This is a genomic window from Ruegeria sp. HKCCD7255 (assembly GCF_013031565.1).
GTDB lineage: Bacteria > Pseudomonadota > Alphaproteobacteria > Rhodobacterales > Rhodobacteraceae > Ruegeria.
In genome coordinates this window covers 139,239-163,695 of record NZ_WQAG01000006.1, presented here as the reverse complement: position 1 = coordinate 163,695, position 24,457 = coordinate 139,239, and the positions used below count along the sequence as shown (strand labels likewise).

General features: G+C 58.6%; 26 protein-coding genes. 14 read left to right on the top strand and 12 right to left on the bottom strand.

The features are described 5' to 3' along the window. Window position 1: 1 nt before the first annotated feature. From GOX45_RS13015 to deoC, 5 genes are all read right to left on the bottom strand, one after another. Entirely contained in the window at window positions 2-739 is a 738-nt protein-coding gene (locus tag GOX45_RS13015; protein WP_171101574.1) for a Crp/Fnr family transcriptional regulator, read from the bottom strand. Between the two features lie 84 nt (window positions 740-823). Beyond that, entirely contained in the window at window positions 824-1,639 is an 816-nt protein-coding gene (locus GOX45_RS13010; RefSeq protein WP_171101571.1) for an SDR family oxidoreductase, read from the bottom strand. 24 nt (window positions 1,640-1,663) lie between these two features. Then, complete coding sequence (locus GOX45_RS13005; RefSeq protein ID WP_171101569.1) at window positions 1,664-3,997, bottom strand: aldehyde dehydrogenase family protein; 2,334 nt, start codon at window positions 3,995-3,997, stop codon at window positions 1,664-1,666. Between the two features lie 9 nt (window positions 3,998-4,006). Further along, window positions 4,007-4,258: a hypothetical protein gene (locus tag GOX45_RS13000; protein ID WP_171101567.1), complete on the bottom strand. Its 252-nt coding sequence runs from the start codon at window positions 4,256-4,258 to the stop codon at window positions 4,007-4,009. Window positions 4,259-4,261: 3 nt separating this feature from the next. Further along, window positions 4,262-5,260 carry a deoxyribose-phosphate aldolase gene (deoC, locus tag GOX45_RS12995; protein ID WP_171101565.1) on the bottom strand — a complete coding sequence of 333 codons (999 nt, stop codon included), beginning with the start codon at window positions 5,258-5,260 and terminating at the stop codon, window positions 4,262-4,264. Window positions 5,261-5,463: 203 nt separating this feature from the next. Here deoC and GOX45_RS12990 point away from each other — a divergent pair, with 203 nt between their 5' ends. The 6 genes from GOX45_RS12990 to GOX45_RS12965 all read left to right on the top strand — a co-directional run bounded on the left by GOX45_RS12990 (window position 5,464) and on the right by GOX45_RS12965 (window position 12,775). Beyond that, window positions 5,464-6,417, top strand: coding sequence for a metal ABC transporter solute-binding protein, Zn/Mn family (locus GOX45_RS12990; RefSeq protein WP_171101563.1), 954 nt, complete (start codon window positions 5,464-5,466; stop codon window positions 6,415-6,417). A gap of 3 nt (window positions 6,418-6,420) precedes the next feature. Beyond that, window positions 6,421-7,224: a metal ABC transporter ATP-binding protein gene (locus GOX45_RS12985; RefSeq protein WP_171101561.1), complete on the top strand. Its 804-nt coding sequence runs from the start codon at window positions 6,421-6,423 to the stop codon at window positions 7,222-7,224. Between the two features lie 3 nt (window positions 7,225-7,227). Beyond that, window positions 7,228-8,433, top strand: coding sequence for a metal ABC transporter permease (locus GOX45_RS12980; protein WP_171101559.1), 1,206 nt, complete (start codon window positions 7,228-7,230; stop codon window positions 8,431-8,433). Continuing rightward, on the top strand, window positions 8,430-9,359 hold the full coding sequence (locus GOX45_RS12975; protein WP_171101557.1) for a metal ABC transporter permease: 930 nt from the start codon (window positions 8,430-8,432) through the stop codon (window positions 9,357-9,359). Before GOX45_RS12980 ends, GOX45_RS12975 begins: the two co-directional genes overlap by 4 nt. Window positions 9,360-9,642: 283 nt before the next feature. Beyond that, complete coding sequence (gene mutL, locus GOX45_RS12970; RefSeq protein WP_171101555.1) at window positions 9,643-11,493, top strand: DNA mismatch repair endonuclease MutL; 1,851 nt, start codon at window positions 9,643-9,645, stop codon at window positions 11,491-11,493. Between the two features lie 52 nt (window positions 11,494-11,545). Beyond that, the gene (locus GOX45_RS12965) at window positions 11,546-12,775 is read left to right on the top strand and encodes a DNA recombination protein RmuC (RefSeq protein ID WP_171101553.1); all 1,230 of its coding nucleotides are present in this window, start codon (window positions 11,546-11,548) and stop codon (window positions 12,773-12,775) included. Between the two features lie 3 nt (window positions 12,776-12,778). Here GOX45_RS12965 and GOX45_RS12960 read toward each other — a convergent pair whose 3' ends face one another. Genes GOX45_RS12960 through GOX45_RS12950 form a run of 3 tightly spaced genes read right to left on the bottom strand, consistent with a single transcriptional unit; the run spans window position 12,779 to window position 14,546 of the window. Continuing rightward, on the bottom strand, window positions 12,779-13,183 hold the full coding sequence (locus GOX45_RS12960) for a hypothetical protein (RefSeq protein ID WP_171101551.1): 405 nt from the start codon (window positions 13,181-13,183) through the stop codon (window positions 12,779-12,781). A 48-nt stretch (window positions 13,184-13,231) separates the two neighbouring features. After that, window positions 13,232-13,882 (bottom strand): ChrR family anti-sigma-E factor, encoded by a 651-nt coding sequence (locus GOX45_RS12955; RefSeq protein WP_171101549.1) that lies wholly within the window; start codon window positions 13,880-13,882, stop codon window positions 13,232-13,234. A gap of 10 nt (window positions 13,883-13,892) precedes the next feature. Beyond that, window positions 13,893-14,546 carry a sigma-70 family RNA polymerase sigma factor gene (locus GOX45_RS12950; RefSeq protein ID WP_171101546.1) on the bottom strand — a complete coding sequence of 218 codons (654 nt, stop codon included), beginning with the start codon at window positions 14,544-14,546 and terminating at the stop codon, window positions 13,893-13,895. 149 nt (window positions 14,547-14,695) lie between these two features. Between GOX45_RS12950 and GOX45_RS12945 the strand changes: the two genes are divergently transcribed. From GOX45_RS12945 to GOX45_RS12925, 5 genes are all read left to right on the top strand, one after another. Continuing rightward, the gene (locus tag GOX45_RS12945; protein WP_171101545.1) at window positions 14,696-15,496 is read left to right on the top strand and encodes a DUF1365 domain-containing protein; all 801 of its coding nucleotides are present in this window, start codon (window positions 14,696-14,698) and stop codon (window positions 15,494-15,496) included. 47 nt (window positions 15,497-15,543) lie between these two features. Further along, entirely contained in the window at window positions 15,544-15,861 is a 318-nt protein-coding gene (locus GOX45_RS12940) for a DUF3775 domain-containing protein (RefSeq protein ID WP_171101542.1), read from the top strand. 131 nt (window positions 15,862-15,992) lie between these two features. Further along, on the top strand, window positions 15,993-16,220 hold the full coding sequence (locus GOX45_RS12935) for a DUF1127 domain-containing protein (RefSeq protein WP_171101540.1): 228 nt from the start codon (window positions 15,993-15,995) through the stop codon (window positions 16,218-16,220). A gap of 49 nt (window positions 16,221-16,269) precedes the next feature. Next, on the top strand, window positions 16,270-16,470 hold the full coding sequence (locus GOX45_RS12930) for a DUF1127 domain-containing protein (RefSeq protein ID WP_171101539.1): 201 nt from the start codon (window positions 16,270-16,272) through the stop codon (window positions 16,468-16,470). Window positions 16,471-16,659: 189 nt separating this feature from the next. Then, window positions 16,660-17,724, top strand: a complete 1,065-nt coding sequence (locus GOX45_RS12925) for a M48 family metallopeptidase (RefSeq protein WP_171101536.1) — start codon at window positions 16,660-16,662, stop codon at window positions 17,722-17,724. 35 nt (window positions 17,725-17,759) lie between these two features. Here GOX45_RS12925 and GOX45_RS12920 read toward each other — a convergent pair whose 3' ends face one another. Genes GOX45_RS12920 through GOX45_RS12905 form a run of 4 tightly spaced genes read right to left on the bottom strand, consistent with a single transcriptional unit; the run spans window position 17,760 to window position 21,253 of the window. Further along, window positions 17,760-18,902 carry a saccharopine dehydrogenase family protein gene (locus GOX45_RS12920; RefSeq protein WP_171101534.1) on the bottom strand — a complete coding sequence of 381 codons (1,143 nt, stop codon included), beginning with the start codon at window positions 18,900-18,902 and terminating at the stop codon, window positions 17,760-17,762. 3 nt (window positions 18,903-18,905) lie between these two features. Continuing rightward, on the bottom strand, window positions 18,906-19,961 hold the full coding sequence (locus GOX45_RS12915) for a saccharopine dehydrogenase (RefSeq protein WP_171101533.1): 1,056 nt from the start codon (window positions 19,959-19,961) through the stop codon (window positions 18,906-18,908). 15 nt (window positions 19,962-19,976) lie between these two features. Then, the gene (locus tag GOX45_RS12910) at window positions 19,977-20,591 is read right to left on the bottom strand and encodes a glutathione S-transferase family protein (protein WP_171101531.1); all 615 of its coding nucleotides are present in this window, start codon (window positions 20,589-20,591) and stop codon (window positions 19,977-19,979) included. 11 nt (window positions 20,592-20,602) lie between these two features. Continuing rightward, the gene (locus GOX45_RS12905; protein WP_171101529.1) at window positions 20,603-21,253 is read right to left on the bottom strand and encodes a histidine phosphatase family protein; all 651 of its coding nucleotides are present in this window, start codon (window positions 21,251-21,253) and stop codon (window positions 20,603-20,605) included. 139 nt (window positions 21,254-21,392) lie between these two features. On the opposite strand from GOX45_RS12905, the gene GOX45_RS12900 reads away from it, so the two are divergent. The 3 genes from GOX45_RS12900 (at window position 21,393) to gcvH (ending at window position 24,357) form a co-directional block, all read left to right on the top strand. Then, entirely contained in the window at window positions 21,393-22,580 is a 1,188-nt protein-coding gene (locus GOX45_RS12900; protein ID WP_171101527.1) for a Zn-dependent hydrolase, read from the top strand. 298 nt (window positions 22,581-22,878) lie between these two features. Further along, window positions 22,879-23,973 (top strand): glycine cleavage system aminomethyltransferase GcvT, encoded by a 1,095-nt coding sequence (gcvT, locus tag GOX45_RS12895; protein ID WP_171101525.1) that lies wholly within the window; start codon window positions 22,879-22,881, stop codon window positions 23,971-23,973. An 18-nt stretch (window positions 23,974-23,991) separates the two neighbouring features. Next, window positions 23,992-24,357 (top strand): glycine cleavage system protein GcvH, encoded by a 366-nt coding sequence (gene gcvH / locus GOX45_RS12890; protein ID WP_171101523.1) that lies wholly within the window; start codon window positions 23,992-23,994, stop codon window positions 24,355-24,357. Window positions 24,358-24,457 lie beyond the last annotated feature (100 nt).

The window sequence follows — 24,457 nt, the reverse complement described above, 5'->3', positions numbered from 1 at the left end:
TCTACGCCACCACAACGGCAGGGCGTTTTTGAGCTCTCACAGTGTGATTGTTGCTGCTCAGGAGCTTTTGCCGCGTGTTCTTGAAATGCGCGGCCTTTAGCGCGTCATCCATGTGTCGGTTGCGACGCAGCAGGCGACATAAGCGTTCACTATCAAACACAAGGCACCGCGTTGGGTGGGTGGCCAGCACACTTGCAGTGGCTGGTTGACCCAAGCCAAATGTCAGCTCTCCCAGAATCTCATCCGGGCCGCATTGGTTGATCACCCGCCCATCCTTGAGGATGGTCGTCTGCCCGCTGAGGATGAAACCCAGAAAATCCTTGGTGTTGCCTTCACTGATCAGGGTCGTACCGGGCGCATAGTCTTTGATCTCGGCGGTGTTCAGCAGTTTACGTGCCTGGTGCGGTTTTAGCGTGTCCAGATAATGCGAGATGAACTGTTTCTCGTCTTCCGAAAAGCGCACCAGATGCCGCGCGAGATAGCCGCGCAAGAGCCCCATGACCGAAATCGAGATATAGGCCAGTTGAATAATCGTTCCGGCCAGGTTGAAGTTTTCAAACATGCTGATCAGCACGCAGCTTGCGGCGGCAATGTTCAGTGTCGGGTAAAACACACCCGACCCACGAATGAACCCAAGCTGCAGGATGAAATAGTTCAGGATATAAAGACCGGCCCCGATGACGCCGATAGTTGTGGCAAGCTGAAGCAGCCAATTTAATTCAACCGGTAAACCAAGCATGTGAGCCCCCTCACACAAAACAATGCGTGAAAAGCTGAGGGAACCGCATGTTGCTGTATGTGAACAAGTTCACACTGCAACCTATTATGACTGCGCTTTTCCTTTCATACGCAGCATTTCGCCCATCATTTGTCCGAACCGGCCAGAACCGCGCTGATACAAAGCACCATCCACTGCCAGAACATTGCCGCTGATATAGCTAGCGAGATCCGAGCTGAGGAACAGGCAAGCGTTGGCAACATCCTGTGTTTGACCCCAACGACCCAGCGGAATGTCTTTGCGAATTTCTTCATGCGCATCTTCCGACGGGCTCAGGCGTTTTGCACCCTCGGTGCCCTCGATAAAGCCCGGGACGACCGAGTTCACACGAATACCCTCGATCCCCCACTCCATCGACAATGTGCGCGTGATCTGATCGACGCCTGCCTTGGCGGCACAGACATGGGCTTGCCCCTCATAGGGCAGGTAGGCTTGCGGGGCCGAGATGTTGATGATGCTTGCGCCGGGACGTTTGAGAAAAGGATAGGCTCCTTTCATCACATGGACCGTACCGATCAGATCAATATCCACGACCGTTTTGAACGCATTGACCGACATCTCAGCCGTCAGCGCCGGAAAGTTGCCTGCCGCGCCCGAAACAAGCACATCGAAATCACCCAGCGCGTCGTGGAAGTGTTCCAACCCATCCGCCACAGCCTGATCATCGCGGACATCAAAGCTGGCCCCGATGGCCTCGGCTGCGCCCGCAGCTTTCAGGGCCGCGACCGTATCGTCCACCTTGTCCTGAGATCGGCTGGCCACCGCGAGCTTGGCTCCTGCGGCTGCGAATGCCTCGGCGATCCCTCGATTGATACCGCTGGTGCCGCCGATGACGATGACGGTCTTTCCTGAAAAATCCATATAGGCCTCCCTCAAAAGGGAGCCCTACTCGCCGTAGGGCACCCAGATGTTTTTCACCTCTGTGGCAGCCTGAAGGAAGCGGCGCGAATGGTCCACGCTCCAGTCAAATGCCGTCGCGTTATTGACCCAGGTTTGCTTCAGGTTCCCGGCAGAGACCGCTTCAATCTCTTTCGACAGATCTGTCGAAGAGAATGACCAAACCGCGTCAACGTTCAAATGCGAGGCCAGAGGTTTCGCGAGCTCTGCATGGCTGCCGGTCAGGATGTTGACGACACCAGCGGGCACGTCCGAGGTTTCCAGCACCTGATAGAAATCCGTCGCGGCCAGAGGATAGGGTTCGGACGTTGCCAGCACCACCCGGTTGCCCATCGCAATCGCCGGCGCCATGACCGAGACCAGACCCAGCAAAGGGGCCTCATCCGCGCAGAGCGCGCCGATCACGCCAACAGGCTCTTTCATGGCAATCGCCACGCCACGGATCGGAACGCCATGCACCTGACCGTCATATTTGTCGGCCCAGGCGGCCGCGGTGAACAGGCGTTGAATTGACGCCTCAACCTCTGCCGCACCGTCCTTCTTGCCGGTCATCGCGTCGATACGGGTGGCGAATTCACCCGCGCGGGCCGAGAGGTTCTCGCCGATGTAATACAGGATCTGCGCGCGCAGATGGCCAGTGGTCTTGGACCAGCCCTTCGCACCGGCAGCGGCTTCAACCGCGTTACGCACGTCCTTGCGGTTGGCCAACCCAACATGACCCAGCAGGCCTGATTTCCCCCACACCGGTTTCGAATACCCACTATCGGGCCGCGCCTGTTTGCCGCCGACATACATCTTGGCGGTGCGGTCAATCGGATCAACTGGGGTGCCTTCGCCGGTGGCCGGCTCGATCTTGGCCAGCGGTTTGGCTTTGCCCTTTGGCTTGGTATAGGCCGCCAGACCTTCCCAACCGCCTTCCCGGCCAAAGCCGCTTTCACGCACGCCACCAAAGCCTGCGGCCGCGTCGAACAGGTTGGTGGCGTTCACCCAAACGACGCCTGCAACCAGCTTGGGTGCGATATCCAGCGCCAGGTTTACATTCTCGGTCCAGACCGTTGCCGCTAGCCCGTAACGCGTGTTGTTGGCCAGTTCCACCGCCTCAGTCGGCGTGCGGAAGGTCGACGAGACAAGCACCGGGCCAAAAATCTCTTCCTGCATCAGAGGGTCTGACGTCTCCAGCCCCGAGATCAGCGTCGGCGGGTAATAGCACCCGTTTTCGGGAAGTGCGCAAGCCGCCTGATAAACATGCCCTGCGGTGTTGCTGTCGACCATGCGCTTGATGGTCTGCAACTGCACCGGGTCCACCACCGCGCCCACGTCGATGCATTTGTCCAGCGGATCACCGATGCGCAAACCGTCCATCCGGGCGCGCAGCTTGGTATGGAACCGGTCGGCAATGCCTTCCTGCACCAGCAGGCGCGAGCCCGCGCAGCAGACCTGCCCCTGATTGAACCAGATCGCATCAACCAGCCCTTCGATGGCTGAATCGATATCGGCGTCGTCAAAGACGATATAGGCGGATTTGCCGCCCAGCTCTAAGGTCAGTTCCTTGCCTGACCCGGCGGTCGCTTCGCGGATGCGTCGCCCCACGGTGGTCGAGCCGGTAAAGGCGATCTTGTCCACATCTGCGGCGACAATCATCTCGCCCACCGCGCCATCGCCAGTGACGATGTTGACCACACCTTTCGGCAACCCGGCTTGTGCGCAGATATCAGCAAACAGCAACGCAGTCAGCGAGGTATACTCGGCCGGTTTCAGAACCACCGTGTTGCCCATCGCCAGCGCGGGCGCGATCTTCCAGGCCAGCATCAGCAGCGGGAAGTTCCACGGGATGATCTGCCCGCAGACGCCCAGGGCTTGCGCGTCGGGCAACTCGCTTTCCATCAACTGCGCCATGCCTGCGTGGTAGTAGAAATGCCGCTGTGCCAGAGGGATGTCGATATCGCGGGACTCGTGGATCGGCTTGCCGTTGTCGAGGCTTTCCAGCACTGCAAACAGGCGCGAGTGTTTCTGCAACAGCCGCGCGATCGCATAAAGATACCGCGCGCGGCCCGCGCCGCCCAGCTTCTCCCACTTGGGCTGCGCCTTGCGCGCGGCGGCCACGGCGGCATCCACATCACCCTGTTTTGCCTGTGTTAGCTTGGCCAGAACTTCTCCGGTCGCCGGGTTGCGGCTGTCAAAGCCTTTGCCGGGCTTGGTGAAGGCCCCGTCGATAAAATGCCCGAATTTGTCGCCTTGATCGACCAGCCACGCCAGCGCTTCAGCTGCGCTTTCAGGGGCAGGGCCGTAATTCATGGTCTCGAAGATTTCTTTGACTGTCATTGTTGATCCTTAGTCATCTTCTGCTCTGCCTTGTTCGCACCAAAATTTTGTTTTTACACTTGGCTGTTTTTGAAACAATTCGGCGGCTAGTTGACAGCTCTCAAAATTGTAGTCACCACCGTTTGACGTGTCGAACGTAGCGATATGTACTTTGGAGATGCCATTAACCAGTGATGTTCGGTAAAGTGAGTAGGTGTTTTCCTCCGCCCAGGCCGGTCCAGCGAAAATAGAAGTAATAGAAATAGTCGCAGCTACTTTCATCTCTCACCCCATCGAGTGCCTGTAACCGGCCGAATATGCCCCGGTCACGTAATGTTCCAACTGCCGCTCGATATCGCCCAGCAGGGATGAGGCGCCAAAGCGGAACAGGTCGGGTTCCAGCCAGCGGTCGCCCAGCTCATCCTTGATCAGCGACAGGTAGACCAACGCGTCCTTGGCCTTGGAGATACCGCCTGCGGGTTTGTAACCAACGCGATAGCCGGTGCGGTCGTAATAGTCTCGGATGGCGCGGATCATCACCAGAGACACAGGCAGGGTCGCATTGACGCTTTCCTTGCCGGTCGAGGTCTTGATGAAATCGGCGCCCGCCATCATACAAACCAGCGAGGCGCGAGCGACGTTGCGCAGGCTGCCCAGCTCTCCGGTGGCTAGAATGGCCTTTACATGGGCATCGCCACAGGCTGCGCGGAAGGCCTTCATCTCATCATACAAAGCCTGCCAGTCGCCCGACAGCACATGACGGCGCGAGATCACTATGTCGATCTCTTCGGCCCCGGCTTTCACGCTTTCTTCGATCTCGGCCACGCGCAGGTGGAAAGGCGATAGCCCGGCAGGAAAGCCCGTGGACACGGCGGCCACGGGAATGCCGGTGCCGTCCAGCGCGGAAACAGCCGTTTCGATCATATCGTGATACACACAGACAGCGCCGGTTGTGATCGGCGGCATGTCCATGGCTTGCAGCAGAGACGGCGAAACCGGCTGGCGTGCCTTGGCGCATAGGCGGCGCACCCGGCCTACTGTGTCGTCGCCTGACAGCGTTGTCAGGTCGATCATCGTAACGGCCTTGAGCAGCCACGCCGCCTGAAAGTCCTTCTTGACCGAGCGCCGACCAGGCAGGGTGGCTGCGCGGCGTTCGATGGCCGAGGTGTTGGCCTGCACGGCGCGCACCCAGTCCAGATCCAGATCCATGCCGGGATTTCGCGGTTCGGTCACTTGCGGCAGATGCGCGGTGCGCACGGGGCTATCTGAGCTCTGCGTTTCCATTGTCACATCCTTTGGGGTGTTTGCGCCAAATTCGCACGGGATGGGATCAATTGGAAGGCGTCTCGGCGACTGGATGGGCAAATTTTTGACCATTTGGAAAAATAACCGCAATTTTTGTTGCGAATAATTCGCAATAGCGTTGACTTAGTTGCGAACCGTTCTCATATTCTACTGTAACAGGAACTTTAATGTGAGGTCGGACCATGATTCGCCGCAGTTTTCTTGCTGCGCTGGCTTTTGCCGCGACGATGCCCTTTGCCGCTTGGGCCGAGGCCCCTCTGAAAGTAGTGGCCACGACAGGCATGATCGCAGATGCTGTACGCCAGGTCGGAGGTGATCAGGTCGAGGTAAAAGGCCTGATGGGCCCCGGTGTCGACCCTCATGCCTATCGTCAGACCCGCAGCGATATCGTAGCGATGACGCGCGCGGATCTTGTTCTGTGGCACGGGCTGTATCTGGAAGCGCAGATGGAGCATTTTTTTCACGACCTGTCCCGTAAACAGACAGTAATCGCTGTGGCGGAAAGCATTGATCCTTCCAAGCTCCGCGCCCATGACGACTATGCTGACAAATACGATCCGCATGTCTGGATGAGCCCGACCTTGTGGGCTGAAGTCGTAGTAACGGTGCAGGCCGCCCTGACCGAAGCACGGCCCGAGGCTGCCGACGTATTTGCAGAAAACACCAAGGCCCATCTGGCCGAGCTGGATGCGCTGACCGCTTATGCTGAACAAGCCCTGACCGCAGTGCCTGAACAAAGCCGCGTGCTGCTGACGGCCCATGACGCATTCGGCTATTTCGGTGCGGCCTACGGCTATGAGGTGATGGGCGTTCAGGGGATCTCAACCCAGTCCGAAGCCGGGCTGAATCGCATTGGCGAGTTGGTCGACACCTTGGTTGATCGCCAACTGACGGCGGTATTCGTGGAAAGCTCGGTCTCGGACCGGTCCATGCGGGCGCTGATCGAAGGTGCAGCAGCCAAGGGTCATGAGGTGACAATCGGTGGCGAGCTCTATTCTGATGCCATGGGCGAGCCCGGCACCTATGAGGGTACTTATGTCGGGATGCTGGATCACAACATCACCGTGATTGCGGGCGCTTTGGGTGCCGATGTGCCCGAACGTGGGCTGAACGGCAATCTGACGGCCGGGTTTTGAATGATGCTGGAGCTGGCCGCAGATCAGGGTGCAACGCTTGAAGAACGGGATCTGAATGCCAGTCCGTTGGCCGTGCGTGGTTTGACCGTCTCTTATGGCCAGAAACCCGCTGTGTTTTCGGTGGATATGACGGTGCAGCCTGGCGCCATGACTGCCATAATAGGGCCAAACGGGGCCGGAAAATCGACCCTGTTAAAGGCGGCTTTGGGCATTGTGAAACCCTTGTCCGGGCAGGTCAGTGTCTTTGGCTACCCGCTGGAAGATCAACGCGCGCGCATTGCCTATGTTCCGCAACGCGCCAGCGTTGACTGGGATTTCCCGACCCGGGTGATTGACGTGGTTCTGATGGGCCTGTCGCGACAGTTAGGCCTGCTGGGTCGTGTGCGCGCGCGTCATAAGGCACGTGCGATGGACTGCCTGCATCGCGTCGGAATGCGCGACTTCGCGGATCGCCAGATCGGTCAGCTGTCGGGCGGCCAGCAACAGCGGGTCTTTCTGGCGCGTGCGCTGGCGCAGGATGCCGATCTGTATCTGCTGGACGAGCCCTTTGCCGGGGTGGATGCGGCGACCGAGAAGGCGATCATTTCGGTTCTGAAATCTTTGAAACAGTCTCACAAAACCGTCGTGGTCGTGCATCATGATCTTGCGACGGTCACCGACTATTTCGACCATGTGTTCCTGATCAACACGCATAAGGTAGCAGAAGGGCCGGTGCCCGAGGCCTTCACGGCAGAAAACTTGCAAAACGCCTATGGCGGGCGGTTGGCCACGGCTCAGATCGACCAGATTTCGCACGTGTCGGGATAGCACATGCTTTGGGACGCCCTGACCCTTCAGCTTGGCTATAACGCCACGCTGGTCGCAATCGGTGCAAGCTTGCTGGGCGTGTCCGCCGGGGTGACCGGCACGTTTCTGTTTCTGCGTAAACGAGCGCTGGTGAGCGATGCGATCAGCCACGCAACCCTGCCCGGTGTCTGCCTTGCCTTTATGGTTATGGTTTTATTGGGTGGCGACGGGCGCAACCTTTTAGCTTTGCTGGCTGGTTCTGCCTTATCGGCCTGGGTCGGATTGCTCTGCCTGAACTGGTTGACGCGTCACACCCGGCTTGCCGAAGACGCAGCGATTGGTGCGGTACTTTCGGTGTTCTTCGGCTTTGGCATTGTGCTGCTGACAATTATCCAAACCATGGGTATGGGCCGTCAGGCCGGATTAGAGGGGTTCTTGCTGGGCTCGACCGCCGGAATGCTTTGGGCCGATGCGGTCATCATCGCGTTGGGCGGAGCAGCGACCTTGGCGCTTGTAATGTTGATCCGACGCCCCATGACAATAGTCGCATTCGACCCGGACTATGCCGCCGCGCAAGGTATGGCGGTTCATCGCATTGATCTGGCGATGATGGGGCTGGTGATGGCGGTGACCGTTGTGGGCCTCAAGATCGTGGGGCTGATCCTGATTGTTGCCATGCTGATCATCCCGCCCGTTACCGCGCGGTTCTGGTCGGAACGAGCCGAGCATGTGGTGCTTTTGTCAGGGCTCGCCGGAGGGGTGTCTGGCTATGTCGGCGCGGCCCTGTCCGCAGTGGCCCCGAACCTGCCAACGGGCCCGATCATCGTTCTGGTGGCGTTCGGGCTGTTCCTGCTGTCGATCCTGTTTGCGCCGGTACGCGGCGTGCTTGCCGCCCTATTGCGCCATTTCCGGTTTCAACGCCGCGTTCACATTCGACAGGGTTTGTTGGCCATGGCACAGGGGCAAAAAATCTATGAGCCGCTGACCCGTCGCTTGTTGCAGCGCGCTGGATTGATCCGTGCTGACGGGGTGGCCACCGAGGCTGGCAAAGCGCGGGCGTCCAAAGCCCTGCGCGACGAAAAACGTTGGGAAATTGTCCGCGCTGATCAGGCACATGAAGCCGTGGCGGCGCTCTACAACGGGTTGCGCGATATCGAAACCGTCCTGACCGCGGACCAGATTGCTGAAATTGACCGCCGTATCGGAGCACCGAAAGAGGTTCCGGCATGAGCGGCGCAGAGTTTGTTCCCCTCTCCTTGACGCCCATGCTGATTGGCACCTTTGCTGCGATTGCCTGCGCCTTGCCGGGCAACTTTCTTGTTCTGCGCAAGCAAGCCCTGATCGGAGACGCGATCAGCCATGTGGTCCTACCGGGCATTGTTGTGGCTTTCCTGCTGACCGGAACGATCTCGACCTGGCCGATGATGTTGGGGGCCGCAGGCGCCGCGATTTTGGCAGTCGTGATGATCGAAGCTGTCCGCCGGTTGGGCCAAATCGAGGCAGGCGCTGCAATGGGCGTGGTGTTTACCACCATGTTCGCGGGGGGTGTGCTGCTGCTAGAGCAAACCGACACATCCACGGTGCATCTGGATGTTGAACATGCGCTTTACGGCAATCTTGAAAGCCTGATCTGGCTGGACGCGAGTGGCTGGGCCTCGCTGCTGGATCCTGTCGCGCTTGCCGGGTTACCGCCCGAGCTGCCGCGCATTGCCGTGACGCTGATTGCGGTTTGCCTTTTCATCTGGGTGCTTTGGAGGCCGCTCAAGATATCGACCTTCGACGAAGGCTTTGCGCGGACCATGGGCATCCGTACGGGTGCTCTGAGCTTGGCGCTGGTGATCACAGCCGCCGTTGCTGCCGTTGCCGCGTTCGATGCTGTTGGCTCGATCATCGTGATTGCCATGTTCATCTGCCCACCTGCAGCGGCCCGAATGATGACAAACCGCCTCGAAGTTCAAATCGGGTGGAGCGTTTTGTTTGCGACGCTCTCGGCCATCTTGGGTTACGTTCTGGCAGGCTATGGCCCGCTGTGGCTTGGTGCTGGGGACGCGGTCAGTGCTGCGGGGATGATCGCGACCGTAGCGGGTGTGATTCTGGCCGTCTGCGCTGCCTTGGGCCCTTGTCGCCACCGGGTTGGGGCGCAAACTAGCGCTTGAATTGGCAGCTTGCTGCCACCTGAGTTTGCTTACGATAGGCTGATCTTTGCTCGTTCTGAAACGATTTAGGTCTGTGAACAGATTTGTGTTTCAAGATATGCTAATGCAATTAAAGTGTTAACAATATAGCCACCACTCACCTGACCTCGTCCGACCTCTCGCGCCTCGACCCCTAACCGCCCTGCGGTATGGCGCAACAGGTCGGGCGAGGTTCAATTCTTCTACTCAAACCTCGATCCATGCCGCTGGCAGAATCGCACAGCGCTGTGCTAGGTTTTGGGGTATGGCTCAGACGACCCCCAATATCAGCGATGCTCGACCCGTTATCCGGCAACTGGATGATGCTGCGATCAACCGGATTGCGGCGGGCGAGGTGGTGGAAAGACCGGCCTCGGCGGTGAAGGAACTGGTGGAAAATGCCATTGATGCAGGGGCAAGCCGGGTCGCGATTGATATCGCTGATGGGGGCAAAACCCTGATTCGCGTGACGGATGACGGGTGCGGTATTGCAGCGGAAGATTTGCCGCTGGCACTGTCCCGCCATGCAACGTCCAAGATCGACGGCTCAGATCTGCTCAACATTCACACTTTCGGTTTTCGGGGTGAAGCTCTGCCCTCACTGGGGGCTGTGGGTCGGCTGACCATCACCAGCCGCGTTCCCGGCGCGGATGCGGCCCAGATCCAGGTGTCGGGAGGCAAGATGGACGCGGTGAGACCTGCCGCCTTGCGCGCTGGTACCGTGGTTGAACTGCGTGATCTGTTCTTTGCCACACCCGCGCGTCTGAAATTCATGCGTACCGACCGGGCCGAGGCGCAGGCGATCTCTGACACGGTCAAACGCCTGGCGATGGCCGAACCGGCGGTTACCTTCACCCTGCGCGATGTCTCAGGCGGGGGTGAAGGCCGTGTGAGTTTTCGGGCCGACCGGGAAAACGGCGATCTGTTTGATGCGCTGCACGCCCGTCTGGCGCGGGTGATCGGGCGCGAGTTTGCGGAAAACGCGCTGCGGATCGATACGACACGAGACGGGATCAGGCTCTATGGCTATGCGGCGTTGCCGACCTATTCCCGAGGCGCTGCGGTGGCGCAGTACCTGTTCGTCAATGGCCGTCCGGTCCGTGACAAGATGCTGACAGGCGCGCTGCGCGCCGCCTATTTTGATTTCCTCAGCCGCGACCGCCATCCGGCGGCGGCGCTGTTCATCGACTGCGACCCGACTCTGGTGGATGTGAACGTGCATCCCGCTAAATCCGAAGTGCGGTTCCGCGATCCCGGCGTCGCGCGCGGGTTGATCGTTTCGAGCCTGCGCCACGCATTGGCCGAGGCCGGGCACCGGGCATCTTCGACTGTGGCGCATGCGACTTTGGGTGCGATGCGGCCTGAAACGGCGCAGCCCTCGCCGGCACGTGTCTATCAGATGGACAGGCCCTCGCCTGCAGCGCGCCAAGCGGCCTATCAGGCGCAGGCGCCCGGCTTTGCCGAGATGTCGCGCGACTATAGCGGCCATGTGGTCGAGTCTGCGTCCGAACCTGAGTCCGAAGCGTCTCCAGAGGATCTTCCCTTGGGTGCTGCGCGCGGGCAGGTGCATGAGAACTACATCATCGCCCAGACCGCCGACGGGATGGTGATCGTCGACCAGCATGCCGCGCATGAGCGGCTGGTTTATGAAAAGCTCAAAACCCAGATGGGTGAAAACGGCGTCGCCGCGCAGGCGCTGCTGATCCCCGAGATTGTGGAACTGTCCGAAGGGGATTGTGCCCGTCTTATGGCTGTGGCCGAGGATCTGTCGCGGCTGGGCCTGACACTGGAGCCCTTTGGCGGCGGTGCCATTGCCGTGCGCGAAACCCCGGCCATTCTGGGTGAGGTTGATGCCCGCGCGATGATCCTGGATATCCTGGATGAGCTGGTTGATCAGGGAGAAAGCCAGATGGTCCAAGCCAGGATCGAGGCGATCCTGAGCCGGGTTGCCTGTCACGGCTCGATCCGTTCAGGTCGCCGGATGCGCGCGGAAGAGATGAACGCCTTGCTGCGCGAAATGGAGGCGACGCCCCATTCCGGCCAATGCAACCACGGGCGGCCGACATACGTAGAGTTGAAGCTGGCCGATATCGAACGCCTGTTCGGGCGCAGTTGATCCGGCAGTCGTGCCGGGTTATGAAGAATAAAACAAGAACATCCGAGGCGACATGATCGAGATTGCTGGAACTCAAGTGGCTTTGAACGACCCTGCTGTGCTGATCGTTGGCGGGGTGGTCGCGCTGATCCTGCTGCTGCTGTTCCTGTCGCTGCGCGCCTCGAACCGCTCGGCCCGGATGGCCGAACCCTTGGCCCGGCAGATGGTGCATTTGGGTCAGCATGTGCAGCAGTTGGGGCAGGGGCAAGAGCAGTTACGCGGTGGGCTCCAGCATGTCTCGGACACACAGGCCAATGCTCAGGTGCAGGTGATCCAGACGGTCGAATCCCGCCTGTCTTCAGTGCAGCAGCAGATGAATGACCGGCTGGCCGACAACGCGATGAAATCCGCCCGCGCGCTGGCCGAAATGCAGGAACGGATGAAGGAATCGCTGCATGGCTCGTCGAAACAAACCGCGACCTCGCTGACGCAATTGCAAGAACGTTTGGCCGCGATCGACAAGGCGCAAGACAATATCACCAAACTGTCGGGCGATGTGCTGTCATTGCAGGACATCTTGTCGAACAAACAGACGCGCGGCGCGTTTGGAGAGATTCAGCTGAACGACATCGTTTCCAAGGCACTGCCTTCGGACAGTTTCCAGTTGCAAGCCACGTTGTCGAATGGGCGACGGGCGGATTGTCTGATCAACCTGCCAAACCCTCCGGGGCCGATTGTGATCGACAGCAAATTCCCGCTGGAGGCCTATGAGGCCCTGATCGGATCTACCAATGATGCGGAGCTCAAAGCAGCGGTGCAGATGTTCCGCTCGACCGTGCGCAAACACATCAACGATATTGCCGAGAAATACATTCTGGATGGCGAAACCGCAGATGGCGCGTTGATGTTTTTGCCGTCCGAGGCGGTCTATGCCGAGCTACACGCAAAGTTCCCCGAACTGGTGCAGGAGAGCTTTTCAAAACGCGTCTGGATCGTTTCGCCCACCACATGCATGGCCACCCTGAACACGATGCGCGCAATCCTGAAAGACGCGCGGATGCGTGAACAGGCGGGGGCGATCCGCAAGGAACTTGGGATGCTGCACAAGGATGTGGAACGTCTGGGTGAGCGCGTGTCCAACCTCGACCGCCATTTCGGTCAGGCGGCCAAGGATATTTCGGACATCAAGATCAGCGCTGAAAAGGCCGGGCGCCGGGCGCAGCGTCTGGACAATTTCGATTTCGAGGAATTGGCGCCCGACGACCACACGAATGTGGTACCGCTTGGCAAATCCGAAGGTTAGGCCTTACTGGATCGACAGGTCGAGGTTGTAGCCGACCGTTTTGCCTGTGTCCCGATCATTGCCCATCAGATAGACCCGGATCGTATAGTCACCACTTTCGGGCAGATCGACCCGGGCGGTGTTGCCGTTGATCGAGCCGATATAGATCGCTTCTCCATCACTGCCGGGGGGCAGGATGTTGAAATAGATCACCCCGTTGCCATTGGTATCACTGACCTGAAGCTCAGCAAACATCTCCTGACCGGCTGATGCGCCCAAGCTATAGTCGAAATACTCGTCCCCGGTGATTGTGCCGCTGACCATGGTACCGAAATTGCCGGGTGCGAATTTGACGTCGGCTTTCATTTGGGCCGTCGCGATGGAAGCAGAGGTGATCAAGGCTGACGCCAAAACAAATCTTCCGAACATGCGCACACTCCTTTTAGGGTTCCTTGCCTTGCGGAAGATAGATCAGACTCAGATCCGCAGGAACGGTTGGAATAGACGTGGCATCAGCTTGCTGAACTTCAGTGGCGCGTCGGTGACCGCCAGGCAGATGCAATCTTCTGAAATGTCTGCGACTGGTGTGTGCTCCAGATGTTCATCTGCAATCTCGACATCGCCACGGCCAAAGTGGTCGACTTCGTCCGAGAAGGCCCCTTGCAGCACCATCGTCAGTTCGATGCCATTGTGACTGTGGTCCGGCACAGCAGTGCCCGCAGGGATAAACAACAGGCGCGCTGTTGCATCCCGCGTCGTCGGCAGGATCGCTTGTTTGACACCCATGCCAATCGGTCTCCACCGGATTGAATTCACGTCGCCGCCTACATAATCCTGAAGCGGTGTCGGTAAGACGGAACAATCAGAGCGCTTTGGCTTAGCGGTCGGCTGACCCTGCGCAATCATGGCCATGGTCGCCGCCAGCGACTCTTGACCCATTGTGACATCAGCTGCCTGATCTTCCAGCACCGAGCCGCCCACCGCGTCAAAGCTTTCCGCGCGGGCGCGGCAATGGTCACACAATGAGATGTGCGTGGCGACCATCAGGTCGAACGCCTCGGGCAGAGAGCCTGCGGCATAGGCCATCAGCAGGTCATCTGTCAGGTGATGTTTTATGTCCTTCGTCATCATCGTCATCTCAGTTCATTGCGTGGCGCAGGCGATCCAGTGCCAGCCGTATCCTTGATTTGATCGTGCCCAGCGGCAATCCGGTTTGCGAGGCAATCTCGCGGTGACTCAGATCGCCAAAATAGGCTTTCTCGATCAGTTGTCTCTGCGCCTCAGGCAACGCGGTCAACGCGTCACGCAGCTGCGCGGTTTCCTGTTGCAGCGCAATCACATCGTCCTGGTCCGGCTCGGCCTCGGGCCCCCATCCCAGATCTTCGGGCTCGGGGCGGCGTTGCTTGCGCAAGACGTCGATGCGCTTGTTCCGGGCAATGGTGAACACCCAAGTGGCCACCGTTGCCCGAGACGGATCAAACAGGTGCGCCTTGTGCCAAAGGGTCGCCATGACCTCTTGCGCACATTCCTCGGCCAGCGCGGCATCCGATCCTGATTTCATCAGGAACGCCTTGATGCGTGGCGCGAAGTGCTGGAACAACTCGGCAAAAGCCGCCTGATCCTGCCCGTCCCGAATGCGCCTGACATGGCCCACCCACTCTGGTTCTGGGTTGCAACTGTCAGCCGTTCGGTTCACCTGTTTGCCCTTGATACGTTTTGTGACCGCAGTTTTCGCAACGCCGACGGGCGGCGCAGGATCGTCCAAGGTCACGGTGTCGATCTCGGTAAACATAACCACATTACGTTGTCTGACCCAAGCCGGATCACTTTCACCGTCGAAAATGATCCAATTTTGTTTAGACTGCGTAATGCAGAGCATCCTTGACCGAAGAAATATAAGGCTTTTGAGCGCTTTACAGGCCGAATGGGATAAGAACAGGAATGACGCAGATCGATCATATCGCCGGCCATACCTATCACGGCCGCAAGGGTGCGATCGACAACGCGTTTCGCTATTCCATCGACTACATCCTGTTCGACCCCGAGGCGCGGAACGACACGCCCGCTTTGTTCTCCATCAACCGCGCCAACGTCACCAATTGGCGCAATCGCGATCATGGTGGCGAGCCGCATAAGGGACGGGGCGCGGTTTGGGTGCGCGAGTGCTTTGACGCGCACGGCTTAGCTCAGCCCGACAGACTGACGCTTTTGACCCAACCGCGTGTGCTGGGCCATGTGTTCAACCCGGTAAGCTTCTGGTTCTGTTTCGACGCCGAGGACCACATGTTTGCTGTCGTTGCCGAAGTGACAAATACCTACGGCACCCGCCACAGCTATCTCTGCATCAAGCCTGACCTGTCGCCGATCACTCCTTCTGATCGAATTGTTGCGACCAAGCGGGTGCATGTCTCACCGTTTCAAGAAATCGAGGGGCAATACACCTTTCGCTTTGACTACAGTGATCAGCGGGTCGGAGTGTGGATCGACTATGGGCGCGAGAACGGAGGTCTGATAGCCACATTGACCGGGCAACGCGCTCCGTTGACCAACCGTGTGATCCTTTGGTCTTTCCTGCGTCGCCCTTTTGGTGCGCGGCGGACGTTTATGCTGATCCTGTGGCAGGCGATCAAACTGTGGGTCAAAAAGGCCCGGTTCCGTCCGTTCCGCAGCGCGCCGGTTCCTGATCACCCCGTTTCAGGTCCCGGCACCGAATTGCGCAAGATCAAAGACGGGGCAGCCTGATGATGATTGGGTTCTGACCAAACCGCGAACGCAAGGAGTTTGGACAGATGCTGGAAATCTCGGCACGGAAAGTGGCGCAAGTTGCGATGATGGGGCGCGAGTTGGATCGCGCCGAAGGTGAGTTGCGTGCCTTTATTGACCGGATGGGTGAGGACGAACAAGCCGAGCTGGTGGCGATCATGTGGATCGGGCGCGAAAGCTTCGACACAGACGATCTGGCCGAAGCCATCGCAACCGCCAGGTCCGAGGCCTCGACTCCCTGCGCGGACTACCTGATCGGCACACCTCATATGTCGGATCACCTTGAAAACGGTTTGGATGCGCTGGGCATTTCCGCTGAAGACGTGGAAAACGATCTGATGTAGTGTGTTTCGCCGAAGGCCAACTCTACCAATCAACATTAACGCAGCTTAATGCGCTGCTTTGGCGATCTTCAGAACCACCTCCTTTATTTGAAGTGTGACGGAAACACAGTTCAAACCAGGAGGAACGCATTATGCAAAATGCAGGAATACTCACCCCGCAGCGCGGGATTTTCGACGGGCTGTTCTCGGACTACGCTGAAGCAAAGGTCGCGCAGTATCGCCGTCGATTGGTCGCCAAGACTGAGAGAGAGCTGAACAACCTCTCGGATCAGCAGTTGAACGATATCGGTGTCCCTCGGGATCAGATTGCGCAACGGGCCTACGACTCCGTTTACGACCCAGCATCGCTCAAACGGTGAAGCCAACTTCGCCAAAGTTTCAGATGTAACGAGTCAAAAAGGAACAGATATGTTCGACCTAGACCCCAATACCCAATCCTACCCGCCTGCAAGTACATTGCTCTTGTTCGACCGCGCGATGCGCATTCAAGCCGTCCGAGCTGACATCGTCGTCGCCGCACAACAGTTGAACGGATTAACGGACCACCAACTGGCTGAGTTGGGGATCAATCGAAGCGATGTAGAGGAAACAATCAACCGCTACATCTGACGGCAAGGAACGCCAAAGTGACAGATCGATTAACCGAAAGGCCACTCTGACCCTCGGAGCTGGCCTTTTTTCTTCAAAAATCGATCCGCGTCAGATCCTAGGTCTTAATTTCGACACCTTGCCAAGTTCAAATACGTGCATTGTATCGCCTCGAGTTGATGGCGAAGAACTCAATTCATAGCTGTTTGAATGCAGATAAAAAGCTTGCTCGGTAAATTTCGGGTGTCGTCGTTCACGCTCATCATTGCGTCCATTCTGATCGCTGCGTCAGGCGCGGTTTTGCATTTTGGTGATAAACACCGCGAGATTGTCAGGACATGCAATTTAATCGACAGCCATCCGCAGGATGCTGTTGCTGCGTGTGACACTTTATTGAAATGGAGCGCGGTTTTCCCGACAACACGGTCATTGATTCATCGTCACAAATTGCGGGCTTTCATGCAGTTGAAAGACTGGGACTCAGCGCGGGCCGAAGTTGAGCTTGCGATCCGAGAGACTCCGAACAGCTATATACCTTGGGGGTGGAAGGCATTTGTCCTTGTAAAAACAGAAGATTATGCTGAAGCAATGGTGGCTGTTGATCGCGCGCTAGAGTTACAGCCAAATGACGCCTGGAGTTTGCAGACGAAGGTCAAACTGCTGAGCAGAATGAACCGTCATGATGAGATATTACCATTCCTAGAAGACGTCACCGAACACCACGACGCCGGGTTCTGGGCCTGGAATAGGATCGGCCGGATCCGTTTGAAGGAAAAAGACTATCACAGCGCTGCGCTCGCTTTTGCTGGCGGTGTTGTTGCCGATACCGAGAACCGCCGTAATCGGCGAGACTTTTTCAAAGCCTGCAACCTGAATGGACCGCAATGCCCAATGCTTTTTCCTGCCCATCAGGATGAAGGTGCTTCGCAAAGCTGCCGGGCCTCGATCGAAAGACTATCTACTCTGTTTCCGGCGTGGCCGTGGGACGAAAGTTCGCAAGCGGTTGAAAACTATCTTTATCAAACCTCTCCAGTACAGAGCGGGCTGATTTTGGCCTATAAGCGTAGTTTGGATGGAGTTGTGAATGGCAGGTCGGGTCGCTATCCGAACACGTTCAAAGAACTGCACGATACGCTAGCTTGTGTTCGTGCAGCGCGTGTGGAAATCGAGACAAACTGGTGGGAGCAAAGGCTGGAAGACGACCTGAAACGCAGTTATCCAAGCCATATTGTCAACAACGCCCTACGCTGGGCGCATCATCGCTTGGAAAGCTGAGACCTCTGTCCTGAACTTCACTGGTGCGAGCGATGTCAGCCCAGATGATCCACCACCTGCAAATGCTGTGCCAGAATGTCGATTTGGGCCATCCAGTCCTGCACCAGTTTCGGATCGCTGGGGGCTGCGTGAACACCGGCGGGAATGGCGCGGTTCTGTACGGCCTCGACCGCCAGTGACACGGGGACCGAGACCAGACGCGCCATGGCCGTGCCGCGCGCATCACCCCATGCATCCATGACATAGGTTTTGTGCCAGACCGGCACACCGTCTTTTTCGGCCTTCAGGCCCACACACAGAACCACGCGGTCGGGCTCACCCTCGTCATAGGCGTTTTCGGCCCAGAACTGATCGGACATCTCTTTCAAACGTGCATCGCCTTCGGGCCCCGAAAGGGTTTCGATCTCGGCAAACACATCCGACCAGGCATCCGCCCATCCGTTCAGGCGCAACGTGCCGCGCACGAATTCCTTGACCGGCCAATGGTCTTCAAACTGGTATTCGGCCATGAACGGGATCGAGTCCCGGTTTGGATAGACCTCAAAGCTTTCAGGTGTGGGCAGTGGCGCGATATAGCTGGTGATCGCGTCCCAGGGACGGGCAACATCCAGCGGCGCGTAATCGCGGATGGATTTCGATGGTGACCGCAGGGCCTTGAGCACCCCAAGCGGCGACCAGCTGAATTTGTACCGAAACGGATTGGGGATCTTGGGAACACCGCCGCAATAGGAAATGAAGCTCAGGTGGTTTTGCGCATCAAACGCGTCCGAGGCGCGATAGTCGGAAACCAGCGCATGGGCCATGAGGTGATCGATGCCCGGGTCCAGACCTACCTCGTTGACCAGCGCCACTCCGGCTTCGCGCGCCTTGTCGTCCAACGCGCGCATTTCGGGTGCGATGTAAGACGACGAGACAAAATTTGCCTGTTTCGAGATCGCCAGCTCGGCCAGTGGTACATGCCAGTCACCGGGCAGCATGGACACAATCACATCGCCCGGCTCCAGCACGTTGCCCAAAGCCTCGATGTCAAAGGCGTGGATATCGTCCGTCAGATCGCCGATCTCGGCCTTGGCCTTTTCGATGGTCCGGTTCCAGACGGTGACTTTGTGCCCACCTTCGATCAGGCGGCGCAAGCCGGGGATGGCCGACAGGCCGGTGCCACACCAGTGAATCGTCATTGCTCAGATCCCTCTCAAATGCGTTTTGTAGGTTGCTTCTGCCCGGCCCCAGACGCCTTTGTCCAGATCGGCCAGAGTCAGCAGCGAGGGCAGCAGTTGCGCCGCGTAGTCTTGTGAACTTTCAACCGGCAGCATCGACGGAAGGTTGTCGATCGCCATGACGTCCATCACAGGGTTTGTGGCCACACGCAACGCCGGTGCGTCCCAAGTCGTAGCCCGGTCATAGACCGGAACCGGGTTATAGTCACTGTCCGGGTCACAGGCGACATCACCGATCGCAGTCAGTTTGCGCTCGGCTGTCAAAGCATCACGTGGGACAAAGACCGGTGTGCCCGGGCGCGCAAAGATGCAATTCAGGAACAGATCGTGGTCCAGGATTTCGGGGAACGGTCCGCCACTGGCGGTTTCGGCCATATCCCATTTGGTGACGGTGACACCCATGGCTTCGCACAGGTCAGAGGCCCCGGTTCCGACGCGCCCCAAGGCACCGATGACAATGGCGCTGGGTCGGGCCGCACCCGTTGCGTCCAGCTCGGCCAGAAGCTCGGCGTTCAACCTGTCTTTGTCTGCATAGATACCCACGGGCGGGCATTCCTGCCCGCGTTGCTGCGCAGCCCAAGTTTTCAGCGTAACTGCGGCCCCGGCATAGCCTGCCCAGTACCCAAAGGCCGCGACACGCCGTCCATCTTCGTCCACCAGATATTCAAGATCATAGAGCGTCCCGCCACCGGCCTTGAACCGTTGCAGCAAGGCGCGGCCGGAATGCTGGCCCTTATAGGCATGGCCGAACATGATATGGCGGTGGGGTAGGGGAGAGCCGTCCTCGGGCAGTTCCTTCAGGCCAAAAATGATCGCGTCCGTTGGCGCTTGCGGCCAGGTGTTTTCCGGCGCGATGTCACACCCCACCTGTTTATAACCTTCGATGGGAATGGCGCGGACATGGCTTTCTTCGACGGTCACGCGAATACCCGCTGCGATCAGCGCTGCGGCCCCGTCAGGGGTCAACCCGACCCGTTCCTCGTTCGGGCGCTGTTCTGCCCGGACCCAGAGATGTGTCATCGCGTTTCCTTTTGTTCAGAGCATTCCAGCCGCGCGCACGGCTTGAACAGACGGGCGCGCCTCCATCGCCTCGCGGAACGCGACGATTTTGGGAAAGGCCGAGACATCGACCCCGTCGCCTTCCAGCCAGCTGCACACCACATAGAGGTAAGCGTCCGCCAATGAGAATGCCTCACCCAACACAAATGGCCCGTGCAGACCGTTTGCGCAGACATAGTCGCAGGACGCTGTCATAGTTTCTGCCACTTTTGCAGCCATGTCTTCCCAGCTTGTCTCTTTATCCGCCCAGCGATGCCCACGCATCTTATGCGCATGGTTCACATGCATGGTCGACGCCAGATAGAACATCACCTCACGCATACGGCCAGCCAACACAGGGTCTGTTGGCACCAGACCGGCTTGCGGTGCTTTGGCCGCGACAAATTCCAGCAACGCGCCGGTCTCGGTCAGGATGCCACCATCAACCGCCAGGGCAGGCACGCGGCCCTTGGGATTGATCTGCAAATAGGCGGGCTTCATCTGCTCGCCACCGGCAAAATCCAGCTTGACCGCTTCATAGTCCAGCCCGGCCTCTTCTAGGGCAATCGCAACGGCAACCGAGATCGTGCGCGGGGCGTAATAAAGCTGCATCAGAGGGCTCCTTACAGATGGGTCTGGGCGTATTGCCGGTCGGGCGCTTCCAGATGGGGAACGGCGTTGAACAGAACCGGGCTCAGCTGCGCCCCGATCGGATGCAGACGATGCATTGAGGTGTTCATGATGGCAAGAGCCACCCGCGCCATAGACGGTATATCCAACCCCATCGCCTGCCGCACCACCATCGAGATCAACCCGCCCGAGGTCACGATGATTGCTGGCCCCCCTTCGGTGCCAATCTCGCGCAGCGCATCGCTCACACGGGTTTCGAACTCTTCAAACGTTTCGGGCGCATCCGTGATCTCTCCTGCAGCCCAGGCGGCAAAGGTTTTGGGCAGATGCTCGACAAATCCTTCGCGGTCCGTGGGGATGGCCACGCCGTGTTGTTGTTCGAACAACTGCGCGAGAGTGAAATACTCGATCTCATTCAATCGCGCATCCCGAACCGGCTCAGACAATCCCATGCTGGCGGCGGTTTCGGCATGGCGGGTCAGAGTTCCGCAATAGACACGCGGATAGTAGATGTTGGTGTCGCGCAGATGCGTGCCCAGCCAGCGCGCCTGCTGGTGCCCCAAATCGCTGAGCTTGTCATAGCTGACCTCGTCGCGGGCTGCCGTGTTTGCCTGCCCGTGACGCACCAAAGTAATATGTGACATGTCGGTCCCTCTTGCGGCCAAGTCTTAGGGCAGCTTTCCACCCGGGACCAGAGGGGTTTGAACGCTGGACCAAAAAATCCTCGCGCCGGGGCGGTTTATGATTATGTTTGGCCCGACAATCAGATCGACAGGGGGGCTTATGGCCATCGATCATCAGCGTTTCATCGACGACCTGCACAGCTTGCGCGCATTTGGCGCCTCGGGCGTTGGCAAAGGCGTTATCCGCCCCGCCTATTCCGAGGCCGATATCGCGGCGCGCAAGTGGCTGGCCGGGCGCATGACCGAGGCGGGCCTGACCCCCCATTTTGACCCTGTCGGCAACCTGTTTGGCTTGGCTGATGGACCTTCGCTGCTGATGGGATCCCATTCCGACAGCCAGCCCGAAGGCGGCTGGCTGGACGGCGCGCTGGGCGTGATCGCGGCCTTGGAAATCGCGCGATCCAGCGACCGGCCTATTTCTGTTGTCAGCTTTCAGGACGAAGAAGGACGGTTCGGCGTGACCACCGGCTCGGCCGTCTGGTCGGGTGGATTGCCATTGGACAAGGCCGATGCGCTGACCGACGGTGCAGGCATCCGCTTTGACGCAGCGCGCGGCGCGATGGCGGATCTGTCGCAAGGTTTTGTGGACCCCAACCGGTTCTCGGGTTTCATCGAGATGCATATCGAACAGGGCCCCACACTGGACGCCTCGGATGAGACAATTGGTGTGGTCACCGACATCGTCGGCATTCGTGACATGACAATCAGTTTCGAGGGTCAGCAGAACCACGCTGGAACCACGCCCATGCACCTGCGGCGCGACGCGTTCCAGGCGCTGTCGTTGTTCAACACACAACTGAACGACCGGTTCCGCAACGTGGTCACTCCGCAAACCGTGTGGACCATCGGGCGCGTCGACCTGCACCCCAATGCGTCTTCAATCGTGCCCGGGCGCGTGCGGTTTACGATGCAGTGGCGCGATGGTGATGCCGATCGCCTGGCCCGGATGGAAGAGATCATTCGCGTCACAGCGCAAGAGGTGGCGGACGACCTCGGTACAAACCTCGATTATGGCACGCTTCTCGGGTTGGAGCCTGTGGCCATGGATTTGACCCTACGGACGGCTTTGGAAACGGGCGCAGAACAGGTGGCTCCGGGGAAATGGCGCAGGATGCCGTCAGGCGCTTTGCATGACGCCACCAACGTGTCCCGGCTGATGCCGGTTGCGATGCTCTTTGTCCCCTCGATCAATGGAATCAGCCATGCTTTCGCAGAAGACACGGATGAGGCGGACCTGATTGCGGGCCTCAACGTATTGGATCATGCGGTTCGTTCGCTCAGCGGCTGAGAATCGCTTGGCTCCCAAAAACCCATATCAATCAGTGGGGTGTTCGCGAAAATCGCGTTTAATGGCATTCCGCGGTCACAAGAGATTTACTCTGGGTTTGAAAAGCCAGCACAAGGCGTGTTGCCTAACGGAAAAAAGTTTCCTATAGGAACATCAGCGATGCATACGCCTGCATACCGCTCTGTTCACCAAAGGCTGTTTCGTCTGACACGAAGTGGAATCTTTGCAATCTGTGCGGCTTGAGGCAGACTGACACAAATGCATTCGGACCGATAGATACAGCAAGAAGGTATCCGCCATGACCGATGTAAAGCGCACACCCCTATACGACCTGCATGTCGAGCTTGGCGGCAAGATGGTCGATTTTGCTGGCTGGGAAATGCCGGTCCAATACCCGGCGGGTATCATGGCAGAGCACAACCAATGCCGCGAAAAGGCCGCTCTGTTTGACGTGTCGCATATGGGTCAGGTAATCCTGTGTGGCGATGCCGTGGGCGAAAAGCTCGAAACCCTATGTCCGCAAGCCTATGCAACCCTGAAAGAGGGCAAGGCGCGCTACGGGTTTTTCACCAATGCGAATGGCGGGATCATGGACGACCTGATCGTGTCGAACGCAGGAGATCAATACTTCGTGGTGGTGAACGCGGCGCTGCGCCATCAAGACATCCCGCATATGCGCGACAATCTCGATGGCGTTGAAGTCATTGAAATCTTCGACCGCGCCTTGGTTGCGGTGCAAGGCCCTGCAGCGGAAAACGTCGTGGGCGCGCTCTGCAGTGCCGCGCGTGACCTGAAATTTATGGAAACCACTGTGGCAGAGATCAACGGTGTCGAGTGCCGCATCTCGCGTCTGGGCTACACGGGCGAAGACGGGTATGAGATCTCGATCCCCGAAGACAAGGCCATCGAAATCACCCGTGCCTTTCTTGCCCACGAAGATTGCGAACCCGCCGGTCTGGGCGCGCGCGACAGCTTGCGGCTTGAGGCCGGGCTGTGCCTTTACGGCAATGACATCGACCAGACAACTTCGCCCATAGAGGCCAGCCTGGGCTGGGCGATTCAAAAGCGCCGCAAGGAAGAGGGCGGCTTTCCCGGTGCCGCGCGTATCCAGCGCGAACTGGCTGAGGGACCAGCGCGTAAGCTGGTGGGGATCAAACCCGCTGGCCGCGCGCCTGCCCGTCAGGGTGTTGAGATCCAAAGCGCAAATGGCGCCTCCATCGGCCAGATCACCTCGGGCGGGTTTGGCCCAACAGTCGGCGGCCCGGTTGCAATGGGCTATGTGTCGGCAGGTCATGCGGAACCCGGCGAGACGGTGAACCTTATTATCCGGGGCAAACCGCAACCGGCCGAGATTGTGGCGCTGCCCTTCGTCAAACAGAATTACAAGCGTTGAAGTCAGGAGAGAGACAAGATGGCAACCTATTACTCCGAAGAGCATGAATGGATCGATGTCGACGGCGATACCGCGACGCTGGGCATCACCAAACATGCTGCCGAACAGCTGGGCGACGTGGTCTTTGTGGAACAGCAAGAGGTTGGCGACGAGTTCGAAAAAGATGGTGAGATCGGCGTGATTGAATCCGTCAAAGCCGCGTCCGAGCTCTATGCCCCGGTGGATGGCGAGATCACCGAAGTGAATGAAGCCCTGGCAGACAACCCCGGTGCTCTGAATGACGACCCCGAAGGCGAAGCCTGGATCTACAAGATCAAGATCACGGACGCCTCGCAGCTCGAAGATCTGATGGATGAGGCCGGCTACAAGGCGTTTATCGGCTAGCACCCGGTGGCGGTTCTTTCGCGAGACCGCCTCTTCATCTTTTTTCAAATACTCCCGCCGGAAGCTCCCGCACTCTCCGCCGGGCCTGACCTATCCGTGA

What these genes read in the sequence shown, in the direction of transcription:
- mutL (WP_171101555.1), top strand. Translation starts at nt 9,643, where the DNA reads ATGGCTCAGACGACCCCCAATATCAGCGATGCTCGACCCGTTATCCGG.
- GOX45_RS12975 (WP_171101557.1), top strand. Translation starts at nt 8,430, where the DNA reads ATGAGCGGCGCAGAGTTTGTTCCCCTCTCCTTGACGCCCATGCTGATT.
- GOX45_RS12915 (WP_171101533.1), bottom strand. Translation starts at nt 19,961, where the DNA reads ATGACACATCTCTGGGTCCGGGCAGAACAGCGCCCGAACGAGGAACGG.
- GOX45_RS13000 (WP_171101567.1), bottom strand. Translation starts at nt 4,258, where the DNA reads ATGAAAGTAGCTGCGACTATTTCTATTACTTCTATTTTCGCTGGACCG.
- GOX45_RS12980 (WP_171101559.1), top strand. Translation starts at nt 7,228, where the DNA reads ATGCTTTGGGACGCCCTGACCCTTCAGCTTGGCTATAACGCCACGCTG.
- GOX45_RS12900 (WP_171101527.1), top strand. Translation starts at nt 21,393, where the DNA reads ATGGCCATCGATCATCAGCGTTTCATCGACGACCTGCACAGCTTGCGC.
- GOX45_RS12960 (WP_171101551.1), bottom strand. Translation starts at nt 13,183, where the DNA reads ATGTTCGGAAGATTTGTTTTGGCGTCAGCCTTGATCACCTCTGCTTCC.
- GOX45_RS12910 (WP_171101531.1), bottom strand. Translation starts at nt 20,591, where the DNA reads ATGCAGCTTTATTACGCCCCGCGCACGATCTCGGTTGCCGTTGCGATT.
- GOX45_RS12930 (WP_171101539.1), top strand. Translation starts at nt 16,270, where the DNA reads ATGTTCGACCTAGACCCCAATACCCAATCCTACCCGCCTGCAAGTACA.
- GOX45_RS12965 (WP_171101553.1), top strand. Translation starts at nt 11,546, where the DNA reads ATGATCGAGATTGCTGGAACTCAAGTGGCTTTGAACGACCCTGCTGTG.
- GOX45_RS12940 (WP_171101542.1), top strand. Translation starts at nt 15,544, where the DNA reads ATGCTGGAAATCTCGGCACGGAAAGTGGCGCAAGTTGCGATGATGGGG.
- GOX45_RS13010 (WP_171101571.1), bottom strand. Translation starts at nt 1,639, where the DNA reads ATGGATTTTTCAGGAAAGACCGTCATCGTCATCGGCGGCACCAGCGGT.
- GOX45_RS12985 (WP_171101561.1), top strand. Translation starts at nt 6,421, where the DNA reads ATGCTGGAGCTGGCCGCAGATCAGGGTGCAACGCTTGAAGAACGGGAT.
- GOX45_RS12935 (WP_171101540.1), top strand. Translation starts at nt 15,993, where the DNA reads ATGCAAAATGCAGGAATACTCACCCCGCAGCGCGGGATTTTCGACGGG.
- GOX45_RS12925 (WP_171101536.1), top strand. Translation starts at nt 16,660, where the DNA reads ATGCAGATAAAAAGCTTGCTCGGTAAATTTCGGGTGTCGTCGTTCACG.
- GOX45_RS12950 (WP_171101546.1), bottom strand. Translation starts at nt 14,546, where the DNA reads ATGTTTACCGAGATCGACACCGTGACCTTGGACGATCCTGCGCCGCCC.
- GOX45_RS12905 (WP_171101529.1), bottom strand. Translation starts at nt 21,253, where the DNA reads ATGTCACATATTACTTTGGTGCGTCACGGGCAGGCAAACACGGCAGCC.
- gcvT (WP_171101525.1), top strand. Translation starts at nt 22,879, where the DNA reads ATGACCGATGTAAAGCGCACACCCCTATACGACCTGCATGTCGAGCTT.
- GOX45_RS12955 (WP_171101549.1), bottom strand. Translation starts at nt 13,882, where the DNA reads ATGACGAAGGACATAAAACATCACCTGACAGATGACCTGCTGATGGCC.
- deoC (WP_171101565.1), bottom strand. Translation starts at nt 5,260, where the DNA reads ATGGAAACGCAGAGCTCAGATAGCCCCGTGCGCACCGCGCATCTGCCG.
- GOX45_RS12990 (WP_171101563.1), top strand. Translation starts at nt 5,464, where the DNA reads ATGATTCGCCGCAGTTTTCTTGCTGCGCTGGCTTTTGCCGCGACGATG.
- GOX45_RS13015 (WP_171101574.1), bottom strand. Translation starts at nt 739, where the DNA reads ATGCTTGGTTTACCGGTTGAATTAAATTGGCTGCTTCAGCTTGCCACA.
- GOX45_RS12920 (WP_171101534.1), bottom strand. Translation starts at nt 18,902, where the DNA reads ATGACGATTCACTGGTGTGGCACCGGCCTGTCGGCCATCCCCGGCTTG.
- gcvH (WP_171101523.1), top strand. Translation starts at nt 23,992, where the DNA reads ATGGCAACCTATTACTCCGAAGAGCATGAATGGATCGATGTCGACGGC.
- GOX45_RS12945 (WP_171101545.1), top strand. Translation starts at nt 14,696, where the DNA reads ATGACGCAGATCGATCATATCGCCGGCCATACCTATCACGGCCGCAAG.
- GOX45_RS13005 (WP_171101569.1), bottom strand. Translation starts at nt 3,997, where the DNA reads ATGACAGTCAAAGAAATCTTCGAGACCATGAATTACGGCCCTGCCCCT.